The organism is Mucilaginibacter robiniae (genome assembly GCF_012849215.1).
GTDB lineage: Bacteria > Bacteroidota > Bacteroidia > Sphingobacteriales > Sphingobacteriaceae > Mucilaginibacter > Mucilaginibacter robiniae.
In genome coordinates, this window is sequence record NZ_CP051682.1 from 1,934,113 (window position 1) to 1,946,757 (window position 12,645).

General features: G+C 41.1%; 14 protein-coding genes. 13 read left to right on the plus strand and 1 reads right to left on the minus strand.

Annotated elements, in window-relative coordinates; translation table 11 throughout:
- Window positions 1-348 precede the first annotated feature (348 nt).
- The 10 genes from HH214_RS08490 (at window position 349) to HH214_RS08535 (ending at window position 8,303) form a co-directional block, all read left to right on the plus strand.
- A complete protein-coding gene (locus HH214_RS08490) occupies window positions 349-1,755 on the plus strand; it encodes a tetratricopeptide repeat protein (RefSeq protein WP_169606915.1) in 1,407 nt (468 codons plus the stop codon).
- Window positions 1,756-1,898: 143 nt separating this feature from the next.
- The gene (locus HH214_RS08495) at window positions 1,899-2,699 is read left to right on the plus strand and encodes a shikimate dehydrogenase family protein (RefSeq protein WP_169606916.1); all 801 of its coding nucleotides are present in this window, start codon (window positions 1,899-1,901) and stop codon (window positions 2,697-2,699) included.
- Window positions 2,672-3,277, plus strand: a complete 606-nt coding sequence (gene gldD / locus HH214_RS08500) for a gliding motility lipoprotein GldD (protein ID WP_169611088.1) — start codon at window positions 2,672-2,674, stop codon at window positions 3,275-3,277. Before HH214_RS08495 ends, gldD begins: the two co-directional genes overlap by 28 nt.
- 87 nt (window positions 3,278-3,364) lie before the next feature.
- Window positions 3,365-3,892 (plus strand): Uma2 family endonuclease, encoded by a 528-nt coding sequence (locus HH214_RS08505; protein ID WP_169606917.1) that lies wholly within the window; start codon window positions 3,365-3,367, stop codon window positions 3,890-3,892.
- 107 nt (window positions 3,893-3,999) lie between these two features.
- The gene (locus HH214_RS08510) at window positions 4,000-4,635 is read left to right on the plus strand and encodes an MBL fold metallo-hydrolase (RefSeq protein WP_169606918.1); all 636 of its coding nucleotides are present in this window, start codon (window positions 4,000-4,002) and stop codon (window positions 4,633-4,635) included.
- A gap of 114 nt (window positions 4,636-4,749) precedes the next feature.
- Window positions 4,750-5,976: an FtsX-like permease family protein gene (locus HH214_RS08515; RefSeq protein WP_169606919.1), complete on the plus strand. Its 1,227-nt coding sequence runs from the start codon at window positions 4,750-4,752 to the stop codon at window positions 5,974-5,976.
- Between the two features lie 9 nt (window positions 5,977-5,985).
- Entirely contained in the window at window positions 5,986-6,348 is a 363-nt protein-coding gene (locus tag HH214_RS08520; RefSeq protein WP_169606920.1) for a hypothetical protein, read from the plus strand.
- Between the two features lie 146 nt (window positions 6,349-6,494).
- Complete coding sequence (gene rbfA / locus HH214_RS08525; RefSeq protein WP_169606921.1) at window positions 6,495-6,866, plus strand: 30S ribosome-binding factor RbfA; 372 nt, start codon at window positions 6,495-6,497, stop codon at window positions 6,864-6,866.
- A gap of 19 nt (window positions 6,867-6,885) precedes the next feature.
- Window positions 6,886-7,593 carry a peptidoglycan DD-metalloendopeptidase family protein gene (locus tag HH214_RS08530; protein ID WP_169606922.1) on the plus strand — a complete coding sequence of 236 codons (708 nt, stop codon included), beginning with the start codon at window positions 6,886-6,888 and terminating at the stop codon, window positions 7,591-7,593.
- A 35-nt stretch (window positions 7,594-7,628) separates the two neighbouring features.
- Window positions 7,629-8,303, plus strand: coding sequence for a TonB family protein (locus tag HH214_RS08535; RefSeq protein WP_169606923.1), 675 nt, complete (start codon window positions 7,629-7,631; stop codon window positions 8,301-8,303).
- Between the two features lie 107 nt (window positions 8,304-8,410).
- Here the strand turns inward: HH214_RS08535 and HH214_RS08540 are convergent, their stop codons facing one another.
- Window positions 8,411-9,001, minus strand: coding sequence for a porin family protein (locus HH214_RS08540; RefSeq protein ID WP_169606924.1), 591 nt, complete (start codon window positions 8,999-9,001; stop codon window positions 8,411-8,413).
- A 298-nt stretch (window positions 9,002-9,299) separates the two neighbouring features.
- Here HH214_RS08540 and HH214_RS08545 point away from each other — a divergent pair, with 298 nt between their 5' ends.
- The 3 genes from HH214_RS08545 to HH214_RS08555 all read left to right on the plus strand — a co-directional run bounded on the left by HH214_RS08545 (window position 9,300) and on the right by HH214_RS08555 (window position 12,570).
- Window positions 9,300-11,021, plus strand: a complete 1,722-nt coding sequence (locus tag HH214_RS08545; protein ID WP_169606925.1) for a S41 family peptidase — start codon at window positions 9,300-9,302, stop codon at window positions 11,019-11,021.
- Window positions 11,022-11,179: 158 nt separating this feature from the next.
- The gene (locus HH214_RS08550) at window positions 11,180-11,917 is read left to right on the plus strand and encodes a hypothetical protein (protein WP_169606926.1); all 738 of its coding nucleotides are present in this window, start codon (window positions 11,180-11,182) and stop codon (window positions 11,915-11,917) included.
- A 161-nt stretch (window positions 11,918-12,078) separates the two neighbouring features.
- Complete coding sequence (locus HH214_RS08555) at window positions 12,079-12,570, plus strand: hypothetical protein (RefSeq protein ID WP_169606927.1); 492 nt, start codon at window positions 12,079-12,081, stop codon at window positions 12,568-12,570.
- Window positions 12,571-12,645 lie beyond the last annotated feature (75 nt).

The window sequence follows — 12,645 nt, forward strand, 5'->3', positions numbered from 1 at the left end:
GCCAGACGTTATATAACGCAACAACCCCTGAATAGTTGCCAAACAACTTAGAAAAGCGGGTATTTTATTCGGGAGTTGAATGGATAACCTTAGCTGTTAATCAACTCCTATTCATGCTTAACGAACTTAAACTTACAGCACCTTATCATAGTATTTTTGACATTTATATTACACTAATAAATGCCTTATTCATTATCAATCAGTTACCATTAAATTATCCACATTGGTGGTATGTTAAAAACTTATTTGCAGCTTGCAGCCTTAATACTATAATTATAAATCCAGGCCACAGCTTTGAAATATAATCATTTTTTTGTATATTGTAGCTGACGCTGTAAAAATGATTAAATGGAAGAAGAATATGATTTTGGTTTTACTGAAGACCCCAGGTTTTCAGTTGAACGTTACGAGGAGATGATCCGTAATCATGATCAGTACTTTTTTGATGCCCACGCATTTGAAAACATTATTGATTATTACATTGAAAAAAATGATCCGGTAAAAGCCTTGCAGGTAGTAGAGTATGCCCGAAATCAGCACCCCTTTGCCGCGGTATTTTTAATAAAACAGGCTCAGTTACTGGTAGTAACCAACCGGGTTAGTGAGGCCTTTGCTGCGTTGGATAAAGCATCCTTATTGGAAGCTTCAGACGCTGATATATACATTATTCGGGGTAACCTGTACGAGAGTATGGACCGTTATACCGAAGCGCTGGAAAACTATGAGAAAGCGCTGGGCATGGCTGAAGAAACTGATGATATTCTGTTGCACATGGCCTACGTTTACCAAAACATGGGCGATTACGACCAGGCCATTCAGTACTTAAAGCAATGCTTGGAGCAGAACATGGAAAACCAGGATGCCTTGTATGAACTGGCATTTTGCTATGATGTGATCGATAACCAGCAGGAAAGCATACAGTTTTACCAGCAATATATTGACAATGAACCTTACAGCTATGCTGCCTGGTACAATCTGGGTAATGCATATACCAAGCTAGGGCTGTTTGAAAAAGCTATTGATGCTTATGATTACGCCATATTGATTAAAGACAGTTTTGCATCAGCCTATTTTAACAAGGGTAATGCACTGGTTAATCTAGAAAAATACGCCGAAGCTATTGAGGTATATCGCCAAACTTTCGAGTATGAGCAACCAAATGCTGATACTTACTGCGCTATAGGTGAATGTTACGAGAAGCTGGAACAAATGGATGAAGCCCGCTCGTTTTATAAAAAAGCAGTGCGCATGGATTCACGCTTGGCAGACGCCTGGTTTGGTATTGGCGTAACGCTTGATTTTGAAGAACGCTATTTTGAGGCATTACACTTTTACAAAAAAGCGCTGGACTTGGATGCGGCCAATGCGGATTATTGGTTTGCTATTGCCGATGCCGAATATAAACTAGGCCACTTGCCCGAAGCGGAACAAGCCTATGATAAAGTAGTAGAGCTAAACCCGTTGGATGTAGATGCCTGGCTAGATTACTCATCCATATTGTACGAGCAAGACCGGCTAACGGATGCCATAGAGGTAATTTCAGAAGCGATTAAGAATAACCCAGAAGCGGCTGAGTTATACTACCGCATGGTAGCTTACCTGTTTGCCAAAGGTGATTATAACGAAGCCTTGAGCAATCTGGAACTGGCCTTAACTTCCGACCCGGATAAACATTATATTTTGTTTGATTATCTGCCTCAGTTGCAGAAAAACAAAATCATTATGGACATTATCAACAGGTACATGCATCATTAGCGGTTCCACCTCATAAAAAAAGCTGTTGCCCCAAATAAAGCAACAGCTTTTTTTATGACCAACTCCTCTACTTTGCCTTTAATTTATGCAATCAATAGTTAGCTTTGCCTGTTAACAGATCAAGTAAACTTGCTGATTAGAACATGAAAAAATACGGGCTTATCGGTTATCCGCTTTCACATTCTTTTTCTCAACGCTATTTTGAAGAAAAGTTTGCAAAAGAAGGCATTACAGATGCGGAATATAAGTTATATCCCTTACAAAGCGTTCAGGATTTTCAGGACTTGTTGCACCAGAACCCGGATTTATGCGGATTGAATGTAACCGTACCTTATAAAATTGATATTTTGGAAGAGATGGATTGGATGAGCGAGTATGCTAAAGGCATAGGTGCCGTTAACTGCATCCGTATATCATCCGAAAGCCCTGTATTAGCTGCCTTTTCAGGCGAGGTAGGGCTGGCCGGACATGATTTCAGGTTAGAAGGCTTTAACACCGATGCCTATGGATTTGAAATGTCGTTGAAACCTTTGCTCAAATCACATCATGAACAGGCACTAATATTAGGTGATGGCGGAGCTGCCCGTGCAGTTAAATATGTGTTATCAGATATGAGTATCCCCTATAAAATTGTTACTCGCAAAGCTTTTGAAACGAGTACTTTATTTGAGCAACTAACACCACAGGATATAGAAGAGCATACGCTAATTATTAATACCACACCGGTAGGCATGTCGCCAGATATAGAAGCATATCCGCCTATCCCTTATGAGTACATCAATAGCGATCATTTACTATACGATTTAATTTACAACCCGGAAGAAACCGCTTTTTTACGCAAAGGACGGGAAATGGGTGCCGCCACAAAAAACGGGCATGAAATGCTGATTTTACAAGCCGAAAAATCATGGGAAATATGGAACTCCAAAGCAAAGCACCCCTAAAACTAACGGGCTGGCTATGCCTGATGGTGCTGCTATTTTCGGCTTGCCACAGTCAGCCTGATTATGCACCTAAGCCACGGGGGTATTTCCGTATTAATTTTCCTGAACGAGCTTACCAGCAGTACACTGGTAGTTGCCCGTACACCTTTGTTTACCCTACCTATGCGGTAATTGAACCCGATAAAGCCCGCAATGCCAAACCCTGCTGGATTAACCTGCAACTACCGCAATTTAATGGCACCTTGCACCTGAGCTACGAGCCTATACTTTCTAAAAAAGAGTTTAACGAGCTGGTAGAAGATGCGCATACCTTTGCTTTCAAGCACACGGTAAAAGCTACATCAATAGATGAAGGTATTATTCATTACCCTGACCGTAAGGTTTATGGTATTTACTATACCATTGAGGGTAATGCAGCCTCCTCAGCCCAGTTCTTTTTAACAGATAGTACCAAACATTACATTCGCGGAGCTTTGTACTTTAACACGCAGCCCCGCTTAGATTCTATACAGCCCGTACTGGATTTTGTCAAACAGGATGTAAATAAACTAATCAAAAGCTTCCGGTGGAAGAATTGACAGTCATACCTGCTCAGTATTAAGAGCTGAAGGCTATTTACTTTGTTAAGCAGACAATAATTAATATCTTGGCATAAAGTACAGCTTATGCGCACATTGAATATTCCAACCAACGCACTTGAAATATACAAACTGTTACCTGAAGGTACCCGATGCGAAGTACTGTATAATGTTTTAACCATGTCGCCAGCACCTTCTATACTACATCAAACTATAGCAGTTAAGCTTACAGCATTATTATTTAACTTACTAAATAGCAGCAACGAAGGTATTGTACTGGCAGCTCCGGTTGATGTCTATTTCGAAGAAGAACAATCAGTAGTTCAACCTGATTTGCTGGTGGTACTTCATGATAACCAATCTATCATCCGCGATAAAGGTATTTATGGTGCACCTGATATCATTATTGAAATTCTATCTGGTAATCGGCTTAATGATGTAGTAAACAAAAAAGAGCTTTATGCCAAAACCGGTGTAAAAGAATATTTTATTATTGATCCTACCAATAAGCAGGTTAATCTCTTTGCCGGTACTGGTACAGGGCGTTTTACATCGGTGTTTGAAACACAAGGCAAAATTGTATCTGCATTGCTGAGAACCACCTTAGAGTTTTAAATTTTTGATGGCAAAAGGCAAACGTATCCTTGATAAATCAACCTTACCCTGACACAACTATAACGTTAAACAGCAAGTAATACCACAGCAAAGCCTTACTTTTGGCTATGGCTACGATACAAGTATTCCCGAACAATCCTTATCAGGAAAATACCTACTTGCTGTTTGATACAACCGGCGAATGTGCGATTATCGACCCGGGTATGTACACTGCAGCCGAGCAGAATGCAGTAGTTAATTTCATCAAAAACAACAACCTGAAACCTGTATTGCTGCTGAATACGCATTGCCACATTGATCATGTACTAGGTAATAAGTTTGTGTTCGATCAATACGGTTTGAAACCACAATTTCATGAGGGAGAACTCATCGTGTTGCAAGCCGTACCAGTATGGGCGCAGCAAACCGGGTTGCGTTATGAACTATCGCCTTTACCCGACACGTATTTGCCTGAAACCGGAAATATTCAATTTGGTGAAACTACTTTGCAGTTAATTTTTGCACCAGGCCACTCACCTGCTCATCTTTGCTTTTATGATGTGGCCGATAATCTGCTGGTGGGCGGCGATGTGCTGTTCAGAGGGAGCATTGGCCGTACTGATTTACCCGGCGGTAACCACAACCAACTCCTTCAAAATATTGAAGAAAAGCTATTTACGCTACCCGATACCTGCCGTGTTTATCCTGGCCATGGCCCTGATACAACCATTGGTTATGAAAAACAACATAATCCGTTCTTTTAGGTTTATATCAATGGCCGGTTGCCCGTAATTAGTGGCCATATAGCAAATATTAATTAACTTATATTATTATACCGATACTTGCAACCAGTTACCGGCAGTTGATATAATCCAGAAATGAATACTTCTATTTTCATAGCTCGGCGTTACTTGTTTTCACGCAAAAAAACGCATGCCATCAATATCATATCCGGTATATCCATGCTGGGTGTGCTGGTAGGCAGCGCTGCATTGCTGGTTATCTTGTCGGCATTTAACGGGCTTGAAAAAGTAATTTTATCGCTGTACAATAACTTTACGCCCGAAATCAGGATAGAACCGGCTAAAGGAAAAACATTTAACCCTAATGCACCTTACTTTAGCATCATCCGAAAGGATGATGCTTTATTTTCCTATACCGAAGTATTACAGGAAAAAGCCCTGATCCGTTATGGTGACCGCCAGTTTATTGGTACCATAAAAGGTGTAAGTGCTGATTTTTTAAAGAATAAGCAACTGGATAGCACCATTCAAAACGGCTCATTTACTCTGAACCTTAATGGGCAACCCTGTGCCGTAATTGGCGCTACCGTACAAAATAGCCTGTCGGTCAATGTTCATGACCCGCTATCGGTATTGCAGGTGTACTCGCCCAGGCGCAATGTGGTTAGTTCTATAAACCCGGCCGATGAATTTGTGGTACGCTCTATTTTTCCGGCTGGTGTATTTTCCGTTCAGCAGGATTTTGATGATCTGGTTATTACGCCTATTACTTTTACCCGCCAGCTGCTCGATGAGCCTCAAAATGTATCAGCTATCGAACTTAATTATAAACGCCGTACCCGAACGCTCACCAAGCAAAAAGAAATAGCACAGCATTTAGGCAGCAATTTTGTAGTAAAAAACCGGTATCAGCAAAACACAGAGCTATACAAAACCTTAAATTATGAACGTTGGTTTACTTTCATGATTCTTACTTTTGTGCTGATTATTGCCATATTCAACATCATAGGTTCGTTAACTATGCTGGTAATGGATAAGCGCAAAGATATTGCTATTTTAACCAGCTTAGGGGCAGGTAAATCGCTCATACAAGGCATCTTCTTTTTTGAAGGGATGATGATTTCTATGGTTGGCTGTATTATTGGCATGTTGTTGGGACTGATATTTTGTGTTTTACAGCAACAGTTCGGGTTGGTTAAAATGGGCGGACAATTAATGGTGATTGATGCCTACCCTATTGCTCTAAAGGCAAGTGACTTTGCACTGGTGTTTTTAACAGTAACTGTAATTGCCGTGATTGCATCAGGCATCAGCGCTAGGCTAAGTGTAAAAGGGTTAGACGAAATTAAACAAGAATTATAATTTTGTAATATGCAGTTGAGGCTCGGTTTATTTTTTTTAGGTGTATGTATAGTGGCCTGCTGTTCATGTAACCGTAATGGCAACAAACCTTTAAAAGTTTATAAAGGCTTGTACAGCTATGGCCCCGAAATTAAATCTTTCAAAAACTGCGATGACACGCACGAATATTGGGTAGTGGACAGTTCAGCCCAACTGGAACTTAAATATTCGCAGCTGAACTTTGAAAAGCCTTACGAACCAGTTTATATTGAAGTAGAAGGAGAAAAAATACGATCAGGCAGCGAAGGTATTGGTTCTGATTATGACAGTACCCTTATTGTAAAGAAACTCCTTAAAATTACGCAGGAAATCCCGCAGGATATCTGTAATTAGAGTTAGCCTGTAAAGTAAAAAGCTTAGTTGTATCAGGACCTAAATTGTACGGATTTTAACTTGATACAAACTAAACCGGCATTTTTACCTTTATTTTCTAACCTGCACCTTCAACTTCAAGCCTTAAATTTTTTAATTACTATCTCATGGAATCAAAACGTCAACAAAAATTTGCCGGAGTATTGCAACAAGATCTGGCAGCTATATTTCAGCGCGAAGGGATGAGCTTTTTACCCAACACGCTGGTTACTATTACTAAAGTACGGGTAACGCCAGATTTGGCTATTGCCCGCGTTTTTTTAAGCTTTTTTAATACCGCTAATACGCAGCAATCTTTGCAAACTGTTAAATCGCACGCTTCCGAAATTCGTTACAAATTGGGCGCTCGCATTAAAGACCAAGTAAGGGTTATTCCGCAACTTGAATTTTTTGTGGATGATACTAACGAGTATGTAGAACGCATGGACAAGATTTTTGATAAAATCAGCAAGGAAGACCGGCAAAAGGATGAAGAATAGTTAAGCTGGACAGTATTAAATGAATAAGCATCAGCAACTAGCAGCTTATATAAGCCGCCACACCGATAGAGTAGTGCAGGTAGTTGAATTTGATAAAAGTGCAGACTGCCTGCTCTCTTTTGATTTTACAGCAGCGAATACTTCTTTAACACCTGATGATATTGCCGACACGGTTAAGTTTAGCAGTTGGGTAGATGCTGAGTTGGCTAAAAGTGGCTGCCGGTACGGTATTGGTGGCTACATGGAACACCGCACCTTATATGCTCGTAGCGAGCTTTTTAATACAGATGGGCATGAGCCACGCCGTTTGCACCTGGGTGTAGATATATGGGGACCAGCCAGTACTCCGGTTTATGCTCCTTTGTATGGTAAAATACATAGCTTTCAAAACAATGATCACTTTGGTGATTACGGGCCTACTATCATTCTGGAACATGATTTAGATGGAATGCCTCTATATAGTTTATACGGACATCTTAGCCAAGAGAGTATTCAAAATTTAACGGTTGGTCAATCTATTAACGTAGGTCAGTGTATAGCCCATTTAGGTAACATGAACGAGAATGGCAACTGGCCACCACACCTGCACTTTCAACTCATGTTTGATATGCAGGGCCATGCAGGCGATTACCCCGGTGTAAGCCGCTACTCGGAAGAGCAAATTTATCGGCAAAACATTCCTGATCCTGATGTTATTTTACAGTTTTCAGGAGCAACTATAATCTGATTTAGCTGTTAGCGTTTTATAATTAAACTGATAAGATGCTGAAATACTTCATTATATTATTGCTAACCGGTGCTACTTTAAGGGTAACTGCCCAAAGCCAGCCTGCTTTTAAAGGTGGCAGTGCTGCTTTTGATAGTTTTATTGCCAGCCACCTCATGTACCCGGAATTTTCAAGACAAAACTGTATAGCCGCTGTAATACGAGTGGGCTTTTCAGTTGGTGAAAACGGTAAAGTTTCGGATGTAAGGGCCGAGCAAGGGCCGGGTATTGACCTGGACGAAGAAGCGGTTCGGGTAATTAAACTTACTTCAGGCAAATGGGATGTACCAGCCGGGTATAAAGGCGGAACCCGCATTATTTTGCCCATCCGTTTTACTCCCGATTATGCCCGATGCAATGCAAATAACAACAGACCATTAAACATGGATGCTGCTATTGTAGCTTACCGCAACCGCCAGGAACTGGAAAATGCTGTAACCAACTATTACATCAACAAATACAAAGGTACTGCCGACTTAAATAAAGAAAGTCAAATTATCGCCCTTAAAGAACAACTGGGCATTAATGATGAGTTGCTGAATGATGTTTTAGAGCAGGCTAAAGAAAAACTGAAGCAAGGCGATACCGAAGGGGCTTGCAAAGATTGGAACTTTATTCATAACACCGGCAGCAACCTGGCTGATAACTATCTGGCTAAACACTGCAAATAGCACACAGGTAAGTTAATATTTAACTTGTTTTTACTAAACAAAAAAGCGGAAGACCGTTTTGCTAATGCAAATGAACGGCTTTCCGCTTTTCTGCTATAAATTCATTTTTAGAATATCTTAAACCCAACACTTAATGCTATCAAATTGGCGCGTTGCCCATAATTTGAATTGATGTATGAAAGTCCACCTTCATACCGTAAATCGGCCGTAATATGGCCAATATCAACCCCGGCACCTGCCTGATAGCCTAAGGTGCTGTTGTTGTACTCTCCAAAATCGGCATAGGCATCGCTGGCATTGTAGGCAAAATTCTTATTGGTGCTTAAATTGTAAGAGTAAATCAAGCCAGCCATGATACGTACGTTTGCATTTTTCAAGCCGAATTTTCTACCTAATAACAAAGGCACATTCAGGGTGGTAAAGGTTACTTTATCGGTTGCTGTAACTGTGGTACTGCTATTGGCTTGATACTCGAACTTACCACCCCGGCTACCTAAGTAAAGTTCGGGTTGTAAATACCAGCCATTACCAATGCGGGCAAACACACCGGCCTGATAGCCGGCAACGGATGACTTCTTGACATCATCCGTCGTGATTTTTGAAAAGTTAACGCCGCCTTTAACGCCAAAACTTACCTGAGCTTGGGCACCAACAACAGCAACTATTAAGAACGCAATACTTAATACAATTTTTTTCATGTTAACAGACATTAAGATAAAGTTGAGCTGTTAAGATCAGCTTGGTAAATAATGGTTTAACCATTACCTGTAATAAAATATGAAACACATGCCAACTGCCATTTTCAGAGGGCAGATAGCCGGTAATTATAGCTTTTATCATGCTGCAAGGATTTGGCGAGCTTACGCCTTGCGGTGTAACATTTACGCTGCAAAAAGCGTTAATCAACTATTAATAAACAAAGGCTGTAAAATATTAGCTCTTCAATTAAAAACAGAAGGGCTTTTTTGTAACTTTAAGTTTTATAGCGATATACGCATGGCATTAAAAAGCATTTACCGGAAAGCAGGATGGGCAGCAGGAGCCGTAATGTTGGCTACAACCTTATGGAGTTTTAGTGATGATTTATTCCAGATATCCAAAAATTTGGATGTGTTTGCTTCGGTTTACAAGGAAGTAAATATGAACTATGTGGACGATATTAATTCGGCCAAACTGGTAAAAACAGGCGTAGATGCCATGCTGAACGGACTGGACCCTTATACCGAATTCGTGCCCGAATCTGAAATTGAAGAATACCGCTTACATTATGTAAGCACCCAGTATGGTGGCATTGGCGCCAGTATATTTGCGCGTGAGGGCAAGGTATATATCTCGGATGTGTTTGAAGGTTTCCCAGCGCAAAAAGCAGATATACGTGCCGGCGACCAATTGGTGAAAATTAATGATATTGAGCTTACCAGCCGCAACAGCGATCAGGTAAGCCAATTGCTGAAAGGTAGCAAAGGTGCCGGCATCAAACTGCTGGTAAAAAGAGGCGATGCTCCGGCAGTTGAAAAGAACCTGATTCGGGAAGAAATCAAGCAGCCCAATGTAACTTACTACGGTATGGTTGATGGCAATATGGGCTACATTAAGTTAGACAAGTTTCTGGAAAACTCGGCCGAAGAAGTTACCACTGCCTTAACCAACCTAAAGAAGAATAACCCTAATGGTATTATTCTAGATCTGCGCTCAAACGGTGGCGGTATTTTGCAGGAAGCGGTGAAGATTGTAAACCTGTTTGTACCGAAGGATGTAGAAGTAGTATCACAAAAAGGCAAAATCAAAGAAAAGAACTTTGCTTATAATACGGTAAGTAACCCGATGGAGCCGAACCTGCCGCTGGTAGTTCTGGTGAATAATCACTCCGCGTCTGCTTCCGAAATTGTAGCTGGCTCACTGCAAGATTTAGACCGGGCTATTATTATTGGTCAGCGTAGCTATGGTAAAGGGCTGGTACAGCAAACCTTTAACCTGCCATATAACAGTTTGGTTAAAATTACTATCGCCAAATACTTTATCCCATCAGGCAGATGCGTACAGGCGTTAGATTATGCCCACCGTAAGGATGATGGCAGCGTGGTAAAAATGGCCGATTCATCATTGCATGAGTATAAAACCAAAAACGGCCGTTCGGTTTATGATGGTAGCGGCGTGTACCCTGATGTATATATCAAACCAGAACATTTTGCTGACATTACCCAAACCCTGGTAAGCAAGCTGTACATTTTTGATTATGCTACTATGTATCGCAACGATCATCCTAAAATTAATTCGCCCCGAGCTTTTGCTTTAACGGATGCAGAGTATGATGATTTTGTAAAATATCTGAACGGTAAAAATTACACCTACAGCACCGCCAGCGAAAAGATACTGACTGCTTTAAAAGCCGAGGCTACTAAAGACAAGCAGTACAACGAACTGCAACCCGAAATAGAGGCCCTGAAAAACAAACTAGCCAGCAATAAAAAGAATGATTTGCAGGTGTACAAACCTGAAATTAAGCAAATACTGGAAAATGAAATTGCCGACCGTTACTACTTTGACAAAGGCCGGTATGAAACCAATTTCAAATACGATAAAGAGTTGGCGCAAGCTATTAAAACCATGCAGGATAAACCTCAACTGGTTGCTATATTAAAAGGCGAGGGTAGCTATAAAGTAATTGGCAAACCCCAAACTACTTTAGCTGCTATCAAACCCGACGATAAGCACTAAAGCATTTTAATTTCTTTATACTGAAAAGCCCTGCAAGTCTCCTGAGAGAATTACTTGCAGGGCTTTTTTGCTTTCAACAAGCCCTGTAATAAAAGCAATACATAAATAAATTAAACTATTGGGGTATTCTGGTTGTCATACTACCAAATTCTGATACTATGAAAAAAGTAATAATAGCCGCAACCATAGCTTTAAGCAGTTTAGCTTTTAGCCAAGCGGCCAATGCGCAAATAAATTTCAGTGTAGGTATAAATATAGGCAATCAGCCTGACTGGGGCCCTGTAGGGTACAATCAAGCAAACTACTATTACATGCCTGATATTGACACTTACTATGATGTAAATACCCATCAGTTTGTATATTTTAATGGCGGACAGTGGATTAATGCTTATGATTTACCTTCCCGGTACAGCAATTATGACTTATACAATGGCTACAAAGTTGTAATTAACGACCGTACCCCTTGGACACACGCTAATGTGTACCGTAGCCGCTATGCCAGCTTTAGAGGCCGTCATGACCAAGGCTTAATTCGTGATAGCCATGATGCGCGGTACCGCAACCATTGGGCTGGCAATAACGGACGTGGCCGCGGTAATAGCTTCGGTAATGGGCACCATGGCCAAATGGGCAATGGTTATAGCAACGGACGAGGTTTCGACCAAAACAACCGAGGCGGTTACAACCGGGGCAACAACGGACAAGGCAACGGCAACTTCGATCGTGGCCAGGGTAACAATCGTGGTAATGGCCAAAATGGCAATTGGAATAATGGCCAGGGCGGAAACCGTGGCAACAGCCAGAACAATGGCAATAACCAAGGTGGAAACCGCGGTAATGGCCAAGGTGGAAACGGCCAACATGGAGACCACGGCCACGGCGACAGACACCCATAATTGTCTACAACAATTAAACTATAAAAGCTGCTATATGGTAGCTTTTATAGTTTAATAGCGCCTTCTTTAACCAGCCTGAACTACTATAAGATACTGGCTATCCATTAGAGCAATTAAACCTTTGGATACTTTTAATTGTCATACTACTAAATTTCACTACTATGAAAAAGATTATTTTAATGGCTGCCTTATTCATGAGCAGCCTGATATTTCACCAGCAAGCTAATGCACAAGTACGTGTAAACTTAGGCATTAACATTGGCAGCCAGCCCGATTGGGGACCAGTAGGTTATGATAGGGCAAACTATTACTACATGCCCGATATTGATACCTACTATGATGTACCTACCCATCAGTTTGTGTACCTGCAAGGTAACCGTTGGATACATGCTACCAGTTTGCCCAGCCGCTACCGCAATTACGATTTATACCGCAGCTATAAGGTAGTTGTAAATGAGCCTAACCCTTGGAATAATGCTGCTAATTACCGTAATAGATATGCCAATTACAGAGGGCATCATGATCAGCAAATTATTCGTGATAGCCGCGATGCCAAATACCGTAACCACTGGCATGGCAATGGTCATGTAATGCAGCGTGGCCCAGGCTATCCTAAAGACAATAACCGTCGCGGACACGGAAGAGGTTATTAATTATAAAAAGTGTTACAGGTGTTACATGTTTCAGTGTGTAACACCTGTAACACCCTGTAACACTGACAAACCATT

Coding starts and splice junctions, on each gene's coding strand:
- HH214_RS08535 (WP_169606923.1), top strand. CDS start 7,629: ATGCTGAAATACTTCATTATATTATTGCTAACCGGTGCTACTTTAAGG.
- HH214_RS08555 (WP_169606927.1), top strand. CDS start 12,079: ATGAAAAAGATTATTTTAATGGCTGCCTTATTCATGAGCAGCCTGATA.
- HH214_RS08495 (WP_169606916.1), top strand. CDS start 1,899: ATGAAAAAATACGGGCTTATCGGTTATCCGCTTTCACATTCTTTTTCT.
- HH214_RS08550 (WP_169606926.1), top strand. CDS start 11,180: ATGAAAAAAGTAATAATAGCCGCAACCATAGCTTTAAGCAGTTTAGCT.
- HH214_RS08545 (WP_169606925.1), top strand. CDS start 9,300: ATGGCATTAAAAAGCATTTACCGGAAAGCAGGATGGGCAGCAGGAGCC.
- HH214_RS08490 (WP_169606915.1), top strand. CDS start 349: ATGGAAGAAGAATATGATTTTGGTTTTACTGAAGACCCCAGGTTTTCA.
- HH214_RS08510 (WP_169606918.1), top strand. CDS start 4,000: ATGGCTACGATACAAGTATTCCCGAACAATCCTTATCAGGAAAATACC.
- rbfA (WP_169606921.1), top strand. CDS start 6,495: ATGGAATCAAAACGTCAACAAAAATTTGCCGGAGTATTGCAACAAGAT.
- HH214_RS08540 (WP_169606924.1), bottom strand. CDS start 9,001: ATGAAAAAAATTGTATTAAGTATTGCGTTCTTAATAGTTGCTGTTGTT.
- HH214_RS08530 (WP_169606922.1), top strand. CDS start 6,886: ATGAATAAGCATCAGCAACTAGCAGCTTATATAAGCCGCCACACCGAT.
- HH214_RS08515 (WP_169606919.1), top strand. CDS start 4,750: ATGAATACTTCTATTTTCATAGCTCGGCGTTACTTGTTTTCACGCAAA.
- gldD (WP_169611088.1), top strand. CDS start 2,672: ATGGAACTCCAAAGCAAAGCACCCCTAAAACTAACGGGCTGGCTATGC.
- HH214_RS08505 (WP_169606917.1), top strand. CDS start 3,365: ATGCGCACATTGAATATTCCAACCAACGCACTTGAAATATACAAACTG.
- HH214_RS08520 (WP_169606920.1), top strand. CDS start 5,986: ATGCAGTTGAGGCTCGGTTTATTTTTTTTAGGTGTATGTATAGTGGCC.